Here is a 13,519-nt window from a genome sequence, read left to right as displayed (position 1 = left end):
TGGCGCGGGGCCGGAATGCGAGGAGAATGGCGGGTGACGTCGAGACCCCCGGGGATGTGTCCGTGAGCAACGGGACCGGCGACACCGGCTACGGGAACATACGGCTCGACCGCAGCGGTCAGGCCGAGGCGTTCGACGCCATCGGCGACCGCTACGACGAGGCGTTCCCGCACAAGGAAGGCCAGCTCGCCGCGGGCGAGTGGCTGATCGGCGTGCTCCCGCGCGGATCCCGGGTGCTCGATCTGGGCTGCGGCACCGGGCTGCCCACCGCGCGCCAGCTGACCGGCGCGGGGCTCCGGGTCACCGGCGTCGACCTGTCCGCCGGAATGGTGCGGCTCGCCCCGTCCTATGTCCCCGGCGCCGACTTCCACCAGGCGGACATCGCCGATCTGCGCCGCGGAGGCCCGGTCGATCTCGGCCGGTTCGACGCGGTCACGGCGTTCTTCTCGCTGCTGATGCTGCCCCGCGCCGAGATCCCGCTCGCGCTGGGCACCATCCGCCGCCTGCTGCTCCCCGGCGGGCTGTTCGCCCTGTCGATGGTGGAAGCAGATGTGGACGACTTCTCGATCCCGTTCCTCCGCTCCACCATCCGGGTCACCGGCTATCTGCGGGACGATCTGCGCGAGGTCATCGAAGCGGCCCGCTTCGAGATCGTCGGCGAGTCGTCCTACAGCTACGCACCGGCCTCCTCGGACGTCCCGCCCGAGGAGCAGATCTTCCTCCGGTGCCGACGAGGCGGCTGAGGAGACCGCGTCCGTGACGAACGCACAGCTGATGGCGCACCTCACTCCCCAGGAAGGCCCGGACCGGACGGCGGCCGGGCCGTGGGGCCCGCCGCATGGTCCCGCCGGTCCCCGCCGCCGCGGTCCGGCCCGGTCCCGCCGGGCGTGGCGCATCTGCGGGAGGAGGAGGCGGCGTACGGCACCGGGCCGCAGACCGACCGGCTGCGCTACCTCGACACCGCCACCCGGCGGATCGCCCGCGGCATGGACCTGGACGAGACGCTGCACGAGCTGTGCCGGACCGCCGTGCCCGCCTTCACCGACGCGGCCGTGGTGCGTCCGCGTGACCCGCTGCCCGCCGGGGACGAGGAGCCGCCCGGCCCGCTCGTACTGCGCCCGCACGCGGCCGGACCGGAAGCCTCGCCGGAAGCCCCGCCGGAAGGCGGGCCCGGAGCCCCCGACGGGCCGGGCGGTCCCCGCGCCCCCACGCCGGGCGGCGCGCCCCGGACGACCGTGCCGCCGCCCGGGCTCGCCCGGCCTCACCGTCACCGGCCGGCTCGCCGATCTGCTGGCCACCGGGCGTCCCGCGTTCGGGGGCGTCCCCGGAATCGCCGCCGCGCTCGCCGAGCTGCTGAGCCCCGCGGTGGGCGGTCCCGGCCCGGTGCCTCCCGGCCGACGGCTGATCATCGCCCCGCTGGCCGTGGCCAGGTGCTGCGGATCCCGCCCGGCCCGCCGGTCGGCGTCGGCGGCGTCGGGAGACGGTGGAGGTTTTCGCGCCCACCGGGGCCACCCTGCTGCTGTACACCGACGGTCTCGTGGAGTCCCGCGACACCGATGTGGCCACCGGGGCCGAGCGGCTGCGCGACCGGCTGCACTCCACCGCCCAGGTGCTCGACCCCCCGCCGCTGGAGCTGTTGTGCGACGCGGCGGTGGGCGGCGCAGGGCCCCGGGACCGGGACGACGACATCCCGTCGTACAACGTCGCCTACTGGTTCCTGGCTCCCAAGCCGCAGACCGCGGGCCGGGCGCCCGCCCGGGCGACGAGGGCGGCCGCGGGCTGTTCCTGGTCAACCAGCTCTCCGGGCGCCGGGGCGCGACCCGGCTGAGCACCGGCAAGCTGGTGTGGTTCGAACAGCGGCTGCCCCGGGACCTCCGCATCGAGATCCCGGAGGACTGAGGCTCCTCATCACCGGCGGAAGATCTCCAGCCGGGACGGCGCCGGACGGTCCGGCGGCGGCAGGACGAGGGGCCGCCGTCCCGGGGTGATCGAGCCCAGGACCGCCGGGTGCCGGGCGCCGGTGCAGCTCGGTACCGTGCCCGCCAGGCCGTGGGCGGTCAGGAAGCCCAGGACGGCGAAGGCGTACGCCTCCTTGGCCGCCGCCGGAAGCCCGAGCTCGTCGGAGACCCGCAGGGCGATGGTGCCGAGGTCGCGGCGGAGCGCGGCCATCAGGCCGGGGTTGCGGATGCCGCCGCCGGAGGCGATCACCTCGGTGGCGTGGACGGAGCGCGCCGCGTCGGCCACGGTGCGGGCGGTCAGCTCGGTGACGGTGGCGACGACATCGTGGTCCGCGACGGGGCCGGTGGCCGCCAGCGCGGCCCGCAGATAGGGGAGATGGAACAGTTCCTTGCCGGTCGTCTTGGGCGGCGGCAGCGCGTAGTACGGCTCGGCCAGCAGCCGCTCCAGCAGCCCGGGGTGCACGGTGCCGCGCGCCGCGAGGGCGCCGTCCGCGTCGTGGTCGAGCCGGCCGCCCGTCAGATCCCGGACCGCCGCGTCGATCAGGGCGTTCGCGGGGCCGGTGTCGAAGGCCAGCGGCTCACCGGCCCGGGGGACCACGGTGAGATTGGCGATCCCGCCCAGGTTCAGGGCGGCGCACACCCCGGGCCGCCCGCGCAGCCACAGCGTGTCGACCAGGCTGACCAGCGGGGCTCCCTGGCCGCCGGCGGCCACGTCCCGGCCGCGCAGATCGGAGACGACGGGGACGCCGGTGGTCTCGGCGATCCAGGCGGGCTGCCCGAGCTGCAGCGTGCCGTGCACCCGGCCGTCCTCGGCCCAGTGGTACACGGTCTGGCCGTGCGAGCTGATCAGATCGGCCCGCCCGTCGCACAGCTCCCGGTCGGCGCGGACGGCGAGCCGGGCGAAGGCCTGGCCGATACGGGTGTCCAGCGCGCACACCTCCGCCATGGTGGTCGCCGCCGGTGGCAGCGCGGCGGCCAGCGCAGCGCGCAACGTGTCCGGATAGGCGGCGCTGAGCAGGCCCAGCGGGGCGAGCACCAGGGTGTCGCCGTCGAGGGCCAGATCGGCGGCCGCCGCGTCCACCGCGTCGTGGGATGTGCCCGACATCAGTCCGATCACGCGCACGGGGTCTCCTCCTCGGTCTCGTCGCGGGGGGTGGGCCGCTCCTCGTCCCGCAGCGTGCCCCGGTGGGCGTCGCCGCGCAGGGTGGCCAGGGCGATCAGGCTGAGGGCGCCGGTCGCGGCCACGTAGTAGGCGGGGATGTCCGCCTCGCCGGTCCGTTTGATCGCCTCGGTGATGATCAGCCCGGCGCACCCTGAGAACACGGCGTTCGACAGCGCGTACGCCAGCCCGAGTCCCGTGTACCGGACCCGGGTCGGGAACATCTCGGCGAGCATCGCCGGGCCGGGGCCCGCCAGCAGCCCGACCACCGCGCCCGCCACGAAGACGGCCACGCCCTGGACGAGGGCCGGACTGCCCGGGTCCTGCAGGAGGTTGAGCAGCGGGAAGGCGAGCACGGTGACCAGGGCGGCACCGGTCAGCATGACCGGGCGCCGCCCGATCCGGTCGCTGAGCAGCCCCGCGGGGAGGATGGCGGCCGCGAACCCGGCGTTGGCCACCACGGTGGCGATCAGCGCCTGCTGGAACGTGGCGTCCAGGGTGGCCTGCAGATACGAGGGCATGACGACCAGGAAGGTGTACCCGGCCGCGGCCCAGCCCATGATGCGCCCGGCACCCAGTACGACGGCCCGGGCCACCTCATGGCGGGAGGCGACCGGGCCGGCCGGCGTGCTCGCCGCGTTCGCCCCGCGGAACGACGGGGTCTCCTCCAGCCGCAGCCGCAGCCACAGCGCGGCCAGCCCGATCGGCAGGGCCAGCAGGAACGGCAGCCGCCAGCCCCAGTCGTTCAGGGCCTCCTCGCTCAGCGCGGTGGCCAGGACGGCGGCCGTCCCGGCACCCGCGAGCAGCCCCAGCGCGACGGTGAACGACTGCCACGCCCCGTACAGCCCGCGGCGCCCCGGCGGAGCGAACTCCGTCATGATCGACACCGCGCCGCCGAACTCCCCGCCCGCGGACAGTCCTTGCAGGATCCGCACCAGGGTCAGCAGCCACGGGGCGGCGGCGCCGACCGTGTCGTACGTGGGGAGCAGGCCGATGAGCGTGGTGGCGCCGGTCATCAGCAGCAGCACCAGGATCAGGGTCGGGCGCCGCCCGATCCGGTCGCCGGCGCGGCCGAAGACGGCGGCGCCGATGGGCCGGAAGAAGAACGCGAGCCCGAACGAGGCGTAGGTCTTGACCAGGCCCTCGAGGGCGCTGCCGCCCTCGGGGGTGAAGAAGTTCGCGGCGATGACCGTCGCGAAGAAGCCGTAGACACCGAACTCGTACCACTCGATGAGGTTGCCGACCGAACCCGCCACGAGGGCGCGGCGCGTGGCCGGACCGGGGAGAGAAGCGCTCACATCCGCATCACGTACCCGCCGGGGGCGGGTGCGTACCGGAAGACATCCCCTACCGGAGCGGGCCGGTCAGCGGCTGCTCGGCCCAGATGGTCTTGCGGTCCGCCGAGTACCGGGTCCCCCAGCGCTGGCTGAGCTGGGCGATGAGGAACAGGCCGCGGCCGCCCTCGTCCTTCCACCCGGCCCGGCGCAGATGCGGGGCGGCCGCGCTGCTGTCGGAGACCTCGCAGATCAGCGACTGGTTTCTGACCAGCCGCAGCTGGATCGGGCCGCGGGCGTGCACGATCGCGTTGGTGAGCAGCTCGGTGACCACGACCTGCGTGGTGGCCACGAGATGGTCCAGCCGCCACCGTGCCAGCTGGTGCGCCACCCGGGCCCGGGCCGGGGCGACGACGGCGGGCTCGGCGGGCAGGTCCCAGGCGGCGCAGAGGTCGTCGCTCAGCGCCCGGGTACGGGCCACCAGCAGCGCCACGTCGTCGGCGGGGTGCCCCGGGATCAGCCGGGAGACGACGGTGTCGCACACCGCGTCCGGCGACAGATCGCCGCACCCGTCGTCCAGGGCGCGGCGCAGCCGGTCGAGCCCGGCGTCGATGTCGTGGTCGCGCGACTCCACCAGGCCGTCGGTGTAGAACACCAGCAGGCTGCGGTCGGGCAGTTCGGCCTCGGTGGCCTCGAACGGCAGCCCGCCCACGCCCAGCGGCGGCCCGTTCGCGGACTCCAGGAACCGGGCGCGCCCGCCGGGGGTGATGACGGCCGGCGGGGGATGGCCGGCCCGGGCGAAGGCGAGGCGCCGGGTGATGGGGTCGTAGACCGCGTACACGCAGGTGGCGCCGAAGGCCCAGGCGTCGATGGCGGGTTCGGAGGCGAAACCGGCCGCGGGGTCCGTGGCGTCGCCGGACTCCTGGCCCTCGGCGGCCTGTTCGTCGACCAGCCGCCGCACCTGGTCGTCGACGTGGGCGAGCAGTTCGCCGGGGGGAAGGTCGAGATCGGCCAGGGTGCGGACGGCGGTGCGCAGCCGCCCCATGGTGACGGCGGCCTTCATCCCGTGGCCGACCACGTCCCCCACGACGAGCGCCACCCGGGCCCCGGACAGCGGGATCACATCGAACCAGTCGCCGCCCACCCCCAGCCGGCTGCCGGCCGGCAGATAGCGCGACCGGGCCTCCACGGCCGCCTGGTCGGGCAGCCGCTGGGGGAGCAGGCTGCGCTGGAGGGCGAGGGCGGTGCCGCGTTCGCGGGTGTAGCGGCGGGCGTTGTCGATGCAGACCGCGGCGCGGGCCACGATCTCGTCGGCCAGCAGCAGATCGTCCTGTTCGAAGGGGTCGGGGCGCTGCCGCCGCAGGAAGACGGCCACCCCGAGGGTGCTGCCGCGCGCCCGTACCGGCACCACCATCCAGGAGTGGATGCCCCACCGCTGGATGCCCTCGGCCCGCAGGGGATCGCCGTCGAGCCAGCCGGGGTCCGGCCCCGGGCCGTTCACCGTCTCCAGGACGGAGGTGCCGGTGGCCAGGGCGCGGGCGAAGGGGGAGTCCGGGGCGGACGCGTGGACGTCCACGTCCTCCACGTCCGCCACCGCCTCCGGAATGCCGGGCACGATGGACTGGTGCGCGGCGCGCCGGAACACCGTCTCGCTGCCCACCGCCCCGGTGGGCGGCTCGTCGCCCTCGAAGACCGAGTCGATCAGGTCGACGCAGGCGAAGTCGGCGAGCCGGGGCACCGCCACGTCCGCCAGCTCCTGGGCCGTCTGCAGCAGGTCCAGGGTGGAGCCGATGCGGACGCTGGCGTCGTTCAGCACCGCGAGCCGCTCCCGGGCGCGGTGCCGCTCGGTGATGTCGAGCACCGCGTGGCAGACGGCGAAGACCTCGCCGGAGCGGTCCTTGAGCGGGAAGACCGAATTGGACCAGACGCGCTCCCGGCCCGGGTCGGAGGGCGCCCGGCCCCGCACCTCGACGTCGGCGACCGCGACGCCCTGGCGGAGCACCCGGTCTTGCATCTCCTCGATTCCGGAGGTGTCCACCTGCGAGACGGTCTCGCCGAGGGTGCGCCCGAGGCGCTGCTCGTCCTGGACGCCGCTGAGCCGCCGCAGCGCGGCGTTCTGCATCAGGCAGCGGCACTCGGTGTCGTAGACGCTCATCGCGACCGGTGACGCCAGGCCCAGGCCGTCCAGGAGCGCGCGGCCGATGTCCTGGCGCCGCACCGACTCCTCGCGGGTGGCCTGCAGCAGCCAGTGGGGGTGCCCGTCGCCCGGGGACCACGGCTGGGCCCACAGGACGGTGGGAATCCGGTGGCCGTCGCGGTGGCGCAGCACCGCGGGCCCGCCCCCGGCGGCGCTGTACGCGTCGAAGCGGGGCGGCCCCGGGCCGCCGGGGGCGAACAGCTCGGCCACCGGGCGTCCCACCACGTCCTCGGCCCGGTATCCGAGGAGGTTCCGCGCGCCGAGGCTCCAGCCGGTCAGCACGCCCCGCTCGTCCACCACACAGGTGGCCTCCGCGATCAGCTCGGGGAGGTGGTGGGGCCATCCACGGAAGGTGCTGTCGCCCATCGCATGCGCTCTCGCCTCGTTCCGGCACGTGCAGCGAATTTTACTCCGCCCGGTTCGCGGGACCCCTTGGCGGCAGTCATTAATTCATATTTAATATCGGCCGTGAGCTCTTCTTCCCCCGCTCAGGGACCCGGGTGCGTGATCGTCACCGGCGCCGCCGGCGGCATCGGCGAGGCAACCGCCCGCCGACTGGCCGCGGACGGTGCCGGGGTGGTGATCGCCGATGTGCTGCGCGAGGAGGGCGAGGGCGTCGCCCGGGACATCCGCGCCGACGGCGGCCGGGCCGTCTTCCAGTACTGCGACGTGGCCGACGAGGCCTCCTGGGATGCGGCGGTGCGCACCGCGACCGGGAGTTACGGACCGGTGTCCGGGCTGGTCAGCAACGCCACCACGGTACGGATCGGGCCCGCCGACGCGATCGGCCTCGACGAGTGGAACCGGCAGCTGTCGGTCGGCCTCACCGCCGCCTTCCTGGGCTTCCGCGCCTGCCTCCCCGGCCTGCGGGCCACCCGGGGGAGCGCGGTCCTGGTGTCGTCCGTGCACGCCCTCGTCGGGCTGCCCGGACGCCCCGCCTACGCGGCCGGCAAGGCCGGGCTCACCGGGCTGACCCGCCAGCTGGCGGTCGAGTACGGCCCCGGGGTGCGGGTCAACGCCGTCCTGCCGGGCCCCGTCCTCACCCGCGCCTGGGCCGGGATCAGCGAGGAGGACCGGCGCAACAGCGCCGAGCAGACCGCGGCCCGCCGCCTCGGACGCCCGGAGGAGGTGGCCGGGGCCATCGCCTTCCTGCTCGGCGGCGACGCCTCGTTCGTCACCGGCGCCTCGCTGGTGGTCGACGGCGGGTGGAGCGTGCTGAAAACCAGTTCCTGAGGAGCGATTTGTGATCATCACCCGTGTGGAGACCTTCGCCGTCCCGCCGCGCTGGCTGCTGTGCCGCGTGGAGACCGACGAGGGCGTCGTCGGCTGGGGCGAGCCGGTGGTCGAGGGCCGCGCCGCCACCGTCCGCACCGCCGTCCACGAGCTGTCCGAACTCCTCGTCGGCAAGGACCCCGCGCGGATCGAGGACCACTGGCAGCTGATGACCAAGGGCTCCTTCTACCGCGGCGGCCCGGTGCTCTCCAGCGCCGTCGCCGGGCTCGACCAGGCGCTGTGGGACATCGCGGGCAAGACCCTCGGCGTGCCCGTCCACGTCCTGCTCGGCGGCCCGGTACGGGACCGGGTCCGCGCCTACAGCTGGGTCGGCGGCGACGAGCCCGCCGCGATCGGCGAGGCGGTCGCCGCCCAGGTCGAGGCGGGATTCACCGCCGTCAAGATGAACGCCTCCGGGCGGATGAACCGGCTGCCCACCGTCTCCGACATCGACGCCGTCGTGGCCCGCGCCGCCGCCGCGCGCGAGGCCCTGGGGCCGGACCGGGACTTCGCGGTCGACTTCCACGGCCGCTTCACCGCCGCGGGCGCCCGCAAAATGCTGCCCCATCTGGCCCCGTACGACCCGCTGTTCGCCGAGGAGCCGGTCCTCCCCGAGTACACCCATCTGCTCGGCGATCTCGTCGCCTCCTCGCCCGTTCCCATCGCCACCGGGGAACGGCTCTACTCGCGCACCGACGCGCTGCCCGCGCTGCAGGCCGGGGTGGCCGTGCTGCAGCCCGACCTCTCGCACGCCGGGGGCATCTCCGAGGTGCGGCGCATCGCCTCGCTCGCCGAGGTCTTCGACATCCCCCTCGCCCCGCACTGCCCGCTGGGCCCGGTCTCGCTCGCCGCGAGCCTCCAGATCGCCTTCGCGACCCCCAACTTCCTGATCCAGGAACAGAGCATCGGCATCCACTACAACGACGGCGCCGAAGTCCTCGACTACGTGGTCGACCCCGAGGTGTTCCGCTTCCACGAAGGCCACATCAACCGGCCGACCGCCCCCGGCCTCGGCATCGAGGTCGACGAGCGGGCCGTACGCGCCGCCGACGGAACCACCCCCGACTGGCGCGGCCCGATCTGGCGCCACCCGGACGGCTCGTTCGCCGAGTGGTGAGCGAGCCCGGGAAGGAGCACGCGCTCAGCCGCGCAGTATGGCGTTGCACTCCCGCTGCAGCGCGATGTCCTGCCACATCGGGTGCTGTGGCGCGGCGTTGGAGCACACCACCGCGCCCCACGCCCCGACCCGCGCCGCCTCGGCCACGGCGCGGCGGCAGAACCCGGCCCCCACCGGGCCCTCCTCGAACGTGCCGTGCAGCGGGGTGTAGCCGATCCAGCCCTCGCCGAAGACCAGCGGCACACCCGTCTCCGCCGCCCAGTCCGCGGCCGCCTCGATCCAGGTGACCAGCTTCTGCTCCATCGCCAGCCGGTGCGTCGCGTAGCGCTCGTACAGCCAGGCGTCCCACTTGACCGGATCGCACCAGTCGTGGACGTAGATCTCCCGCGGCCCGACCGTGGTGGCCGCCAGCCGCCACCGGTCGCGCTCCGGCGGCACCCAGTCCGCCAGATCGGGCGCGCCGGGGCGCAGCAGCTCCCGGCGGGCCCGCGGCTGGGGGAAGGGCCGGGCGCGGTCGCGGATCGCGAAGGTGTCGATCAGCTCGCCGAGCACCCCGTAGACGTACGGATGGAACACGGCGACGTCGATGTCCCGGGGCACCCCGCGCAGCGAACCCACCGGCACCATGGCGTAGTTGACGGTGACCGGCCGGTTCGGGTGGCGCTCCCTGAACCGGGCGAGACCGCGCTCCAGGCGCGGGCGCAGCGCGACGACCCGGTCCTCGCCCCGCAGCCCGTCGGTGAGCCGGGTCCCCTGCACCTCGTTGTGCAGTTCGGTGAAGGCGATCCGGTCCTCCAGGCCGTGCAGGACGATGAAGTCGATCAGATCGGCCAGCGCGTCCGCGAGCGCCTCGGCGCGCCGCTCGGGATCGACCGCCATCAGGGCGTCGAACCAGGCGCGGTCCTCGGCGAACGACGGGCTCTGCTGGTACTCCCAGCTGGAGAGGATGACGTAGCAGTCGTGCCGGAGCGCCGCCTCGAACAGCGCCCGCAGATGGGCGCGCCCGTCGATCTCGGCGACCGCGCCCACGTCGTACCAGCGCATCCGCTGCCCGTAGTCGCCGCCCAGCGGGCGCAGCCGCAGCCGGCTGGTGTCGAGTCCCGAGCCGAAGAGCAGATACGGCATCGCGCAGATGCGTACCGTGTTGTACCCGCGGGCGACGGCGTCCTCGAAGGCGCGGTCCAGATCGGCGAAGGGCTCGCCCGGGCCGGTACGGGTGTACCAGCTGAAGTCCCACAGCGAGATGGTCAGCGTGGCCGGGAGATGGGCGTGCGGCGACTGCGTCACAGGGGGCTCCCCGCGGTCGGCGTGCTCGTCGGTGAGGTCGGTTCATCGTCCGGGCGGGCCTGGGGGGTGTCAAGATGTATTCATAAATAATGCCCAGCGGTCGAGTGTTGACGAGGAGAAGCCCATGGCGTCCTATTCCGGCCGCGGTGTGCACGGCCAAGTGGTCCAGCGGCTGGGCGCCCGCATCGTCGGCGGCCACTGGGCCGAGGGCGACGTCCTGGACGTACGGGCCCTCGGCGACGAACTGGACGTCAGCCTCACCGTGATGCGCGAATCCCTGAAGGTGCTGGCCGGAAAGGGGCTCATCGACGCCCGGCAGAAGCGCGGCACCTACGTCCGCCCCCGCTCCGCCTGGAACCTCCTGGACGCCGATGTGATCCGCTGGCGCATGGCGGGCGGCGACGGCGAGCGGCTGATGCGCGACCTCACCGATGTGCGCTCCGTCGTGGAGCCCGCCGCCGCCCATCGGGCCGCGCTGCGCCGCAGCGACGCCGACCTGACCGCGCTGGAGGCGGCGCTGACCGCGATGGAACGCGCCCGGGGCGACCTGCCTGCCGAGGCGGATGCCGACGCCGCCTTCCACCGGGCGCTGCTCGCCGCCACCGGCAACGAACTCCTCGCCCGGTTCGATCTGATCCTGGAGCCCGGGCTGCGCGAGCGCGACCGGCTGGTGCACGCGCGCGGCGACGCCGACGACCCGGTGCCCAGCCACCGCCGGGTGCTGGACGCGGTGCGCGACCGGGACGCCCCGCGCGCGGAGCTGGCCATGCTCGATCTGCTCGCCAAGGCCGCCGAGGACGTCGGCGCGGCCGCGTCCCTGCCACCCGGCGACTAGGGGTGTCTTGCCGATCATGCCGGGCTCCGGCGACAAGACACTCCCCAGGAAGCCCCCGGGGGTCAGACCACCCAGCCGTATCCGGGCCGGGGCTTGCGCGGCGCCGGTGGCTCCTCGCTCTCGATGTCGTGCTCGGCGGCCCGCAGCAGCTGCTGCCCGAGATCGCTGAGGGCCCGGCCCGCCGCCAGCTCGTCGCCGATCACCGGGATGTCCCGGTCCTCCGGGTTGCACCGCGCCGTGCCCCGGCCGGTGAGCGCCGCGGCGCCGGTGTCCAGCTCGACGCGCGCCTTCGTCCTGCCCTCGTCGTCCTCGAAGACGTAGAGGTGGACCTTCCACTCCACTGTGTGCGGCATCGTCTGCTCCTCACCTCGCGTGCGGACCCGCGGTGGGGCGGCGAGGCGGCCGGAGCCACCGAAGAGCGGTCAGCGACGGTTCCTGCCGGACCACGCGGGTTCCACCACTTTCCACTCTGCATCCCATCGCGCGTACCGGCGGCGGTCCAGCACCTGCCGGACCCGGGCCCGCCCCGCGAACGCCGCGCCGGCCACGGCCGCGGCGGTCAGCATGCCGGTGAACCAGCCCATCGTCCGCGCGGTCGAGGGGGAGGTGGGCGGCTGGGCGAGATCCCCGTCCGGACCCACCCACACCCGTACCTCCGTACCCGCGTCCGCACCGCCGGGCACCGTGGCCACCCCGGTGTGCCGGGCGCCGTCGTCGCCCGTCCAGTCGACCTTCGCCATCCTCAGGTCGGTGGCCTCCGACTGGCCCGGCCCGCCGGGAGGGGACTCGGCGAGCCGCGCGGTGATCTGGTGCCGCGCCATGGCCTGGTCGTGTACGACGCGCATCTGCGACGCGTACGCGGCGTTCCCCGCGCTGATCGCGGCCATCGGCAGGCCGAGCACGAGGACCAGCAGGAAGAGCACGGTGAACCAGGACTGGACCCGGTCCGTCCGCCTGCGCAGCGGGTTGCGCCCCCGGGCCGGACGGCCCAGCAGGGGCGGATGGGGCCCGGAGGTGCCCCGCGGTCCGTGGGTGTTCATGGGTCTTAGGCCTCCAGCGTGTGCTGACGTCGTCGCGCGGCGCGCCATGCGCCGGGGTGCCCCATGGCGCGCCACGCGGCGGCAGGGGGTCAGGTGCGAGGGGCGGGCTGATAGGCGCCGGGCACCATCCGGGCGCTGATCGCTGTGCGGTTGTACGCGTTGATGATGACCGCGGCCCAGATCAACGCCGCCACCTGCGGTTCGTCGAACACCTCGCACGCGGCCCGGTGGACCTCGTCCGGGACGTGGCCGTCGCTGACGTCGGTCACCGCCTCGGTCAGGGCGAGCGCGGCCCGCTCGCGCTCGGTGAAGAACGGCGTCTCCCGCCAGGCGCTCAGGGCGTAGATGCGCTGTTCGGTCTCGCCCTGGGCCCGGGCGTCCTTGGTATGCATGTCCAGGCAGAACGCGCACCCGTTGAGCTGGGAGGCGCGGATTCTGACCAGTTCCAGCAGCTCGGGCTCGACCTTCGCCTCCGCCGCCGCCTCGACGGCCGCGGCGTGCAGGGCGCCCATCGCGGCGGACACCTTCGGGGCCAGCTTCTTCAGCTCCAGCCGGGCGGTGGTGGCCTGGGGGCCGGGTGCGGTCGCGGTCATCGGTGAGCTCCGTTCGTCGGCATGAGGACATCGGCACAGCTGTCGAGCCAGCTCTGCCAGGAAGCGGCGCGCAGGGCCGGTCCCGCGCGCAGCGGACGGCCGAGCCACGCGGTCACGGGCCGGATCCCGTGCAACGCGTTGACCAGCCACACCTCGCGCCCGTCCAGCTCCTGGACGGGACACCGGCGGTGTTCGGTACGGACTCCCAGCTCCGCCGCGCGCTCCTGGATCAGGGTCGCGGTGACGCCCGCCAGCAGCGGCAGGTCCGGCGGTGGCAGGCACAGCACGTCGTCCTCCCACCACAGGACGTTCGCCGTCGTCCCCTCCAGCACCAGCCCCGAGGGCGTGGTGAGCATCAGCTCCTGGGCGCCGCGCTGGGCGGCCCGGTGGCGCAGATGTGCCAGCAGGGACAGATCCGGTCCCTTGCGGCGCGGATGGACGCGCGGGTCGAACTCCTCGGTCAGGCAGACGGCCACATTGGCCGTCCGGGGCGGTGCGGGCCGTATCCGCAGACAGAGCCGGGCCGGTTCCGGACCGGCCAGCTCGACCCGCGGGAACCAGCGGCCGGTGCGCGGCAGCGCCGCCACCGCGTCCCGCCAGAAACTCTCGATCCGGGCCGGGGAGTCGCCCGTCGCCTCGGCGCACGCGGCGGCGAACCGCCGGTGGTGGTGGTCGAGCGCCCGTGCCCGCCCCTCGTCGACCAGCCAGGAGTCGGCGGCCAGCAGCGCGCTGTCGGGCACCGGGCGGGAGGGCATCAGCCCGCCGTCCTCGCGCCACATCAGCGTCC

13 protein-coding genes are annotated in these 13,519 nt (G+C 74.5%); 5 read left to right on the top strand and 8 right to left on the bottom strand.

What is annotated here, in order from left to right:
• Positions 1 to 56 precede the first annotated feature (56 nt).
• Together ACFZCY_RS14975 and ACFZCY_RS14970 are read left to right on the top strand one after the other, a co-directional pair.
• Entirely contained in the window at positions 57 to 743 is a 687-nt protein-coding gene (locus tag ACFZCY_RS14975) for a methyltransferase domain-containing protein (protein WP_391173652.1), read from the top strand.
• A 740-nt stretch (positions 744 to 1,483) separates the two neighbouring features.
• Positions 1,484 to 1,828, top strand: coding sequence for a SpoIIE family protein phosphatase (locus ACFZCY_RS14970; RefSeq protein WP_391172635.1), 345 nt, complete (start codon positions 1,484 to 1,486; stop codon positions 1,826 to 1,828).
• An 80-nt stretch (positions 1,829 to 1,908) separates the two neighbouring features.
• On the opposite strand, the gene ACFZCY_RS14965 is transcribed toward ACFZCY_RS14970, so the two are convergent.
• Genes ACFZCY_RS14965 through ACFZCY_RS14955 form a run of 3 tightly spaced genes read right to left on the bottom strand, consistent with a single transcriptional unit; the run spans position 1,909 to position 6,954 of the window.
• A complete protein-coding gene (locus ACFZCY_RS14965) occupies positions 1,909 to 3,081 on the bottom strand; it encodes an anhydro-N-acetylmuramic acid kinase (RefSeq protein WP_391172633.1) in 1,173 nt (390 codons plus the stop codon).
• The gene (locus ACFZCY_RS14960) at positions 3,072 to 4,415 is read right to left on the bottom strand and encodes an MFS transporter (RefSeq protein ID WP_391172631.1); all 1,344 of its coding nucleotides are present in this window, start codon (positions 4,413 to 4,415) and stop codon (positions 3,072 to 3,074) included. The genes ACFZCY_RS14965 and ACFZCY_RS14960 overlap by 10 nt, the downstream gene beginning before the upstream one ends.
• Positions 4,416 to 4,464: 49 nt before the next feature.
• Entirely contained in the window at positions 4,465 to 6,954 is a 2,490-nt protein-coding gene (locus ACFZCY_RS14955; protein WP_391172629.1) for a SpoIIE family protein phosphatase, read from the bottom strand.
• A gap of 138 nt (positions 6,955 to 7,092) precedes the next feature.
• On the opposite strand from ACFZCY_RS14955, the gene ACFZCY_RS14950 reads away from it, so the two are divergent.
• Both ACFZCY_RS14950 and dgoD read left to right on the top strand, forming a co-directional pair.
• Complete coding sequence (locus ACFZCY_RS14950; protein WP_391172627.1) at positions 7,093 to 7,821, top strand: SDR family oxidoreductase; 729 nt, start codon at positions 7,093 to 7,095, stop codon at positions 7,819 to 7,821.
• Positions 7,822 to 7,831: 10 nt separating this feature from the next.
• Positions 7,832 to 8,977 (top strand): galactonate dehydratase, encoded by a 1,146-nt coding sequence (gene dgoD, locus ACFZCY_RS14945; protein ID WP_391172625.1) that lies wholly within the window; start codon positions 7,832 to 7,834, stop codon positions 8,975 to 8,977.
• A gap of 24 nt (positions 8,978 to 9,001) precedes the next feature.
• On the opposite strand, the gene ACFZCY_RS14940 is transcribed toward dgoD, so the two are convergent.
• Positions 9,002 to 10,264: a cellulase-like family protein gene (locus ACFZCY_RS14940; protein WP_391172623.1), complete on the bottom strand. Its 1,263-nt coding sequence runs from the start codon at positions 10,262 to 10,264 to the stop codon at positions 9,002 to 9,004.
• A 124-nt stretch (positions 10,265 to 10,388) separates the two neighbouring features.
• Between ACFZCY_RS14940 and ACFZCY_RS14935 the strand changes: the two genes are divergently transcribed.
• Positions 10,389 to 11,099 (top strand): FCD domain-containing protein, encoded by a 711-nt coding sequence (locus tag ACFZCY_RS14935; RefSeq protein WP_391172621.1) that lies wholly within the window; start codon positions 10,389 to 10,391, stop codon positions 11,097 to 11,099.
• 62 nt (positions 11,100 to 11,161) lie between these two features.
• Here ACFZCY_RS14935 and ACFZCY_RS14930 read toward each other — a convergent pair whose 3' ends face one another.
• The 4 genes from ACFZCY_RS14930 to ACFZCY_RS14915 form a co-directional block, all read right to left on the bottom strand.
• Entirely contained in the window at positions 11,162 to 11,452 is a 291-nt protein-coding gene (locus tag ACFZCY_RS14930; RefSeq protein ID WP_391172619.1) for a dsRBD fold-containing protein, read from the bottom strand.
• Between the two features lie 69 nt (positions 11,453 to 11,521).
• Positions 11,522 to 12,139, bottom strand: coding sequence for a hypothetical protein (locus ACFZCY_RS14925; protein ID WP_391172617.1), 618 nt, complete (start codon positions 12,137 to 12,139; stop codon positions 11,522 to 11,524).
• 89 nt (positions 12,140 to 12,228) lie between these two features.
• Positions 12,229 to 12,732 carry a carboxymuconolactone decarboxylase family protein gene (locus ACFZCY_RS14920; RefSeq protein ID WP_391172615.1) on the bottom strand — a complete coding sequence of 168 codons (504 nt, stop codon included), beginning with the start codon at positions 12,730 to 12,732 and terminating at the stop codon, positions 12,229 to 12,231.
• A complete protein-coding gene (locus tag ACFZCY_RS14915) occupies positions 12,729 to 13,511 on the bottom strand; it encodes an aminotransferase class IV (protein ID WP_391173649.1) in 783 nt (260 codons plus the stop codon). The genes ACFZCY_RS14920 and ACFZCY_RS14915 overlap by 4 nt, the downstream gene beginning before the upstream one ends.
• Between the last annotated feature and the right edge of the window lie 8 nt (positions 13,512 to 13,519).

Origin of the sequence: Streptomyces sp. NPDC007983, from assembly GCF_042958345.1 — a bacterium.
GTDB lineage: Bacteria > Actinomycetota > Actinomycetes > Streptomycetales > Streptomycetaceae > Streptomyces.
The sequence above is the reverse complement of the archived record's forward strand: the minus strand, read 5'-3'. Positions and strand labels throughout refer to the sequence as shown.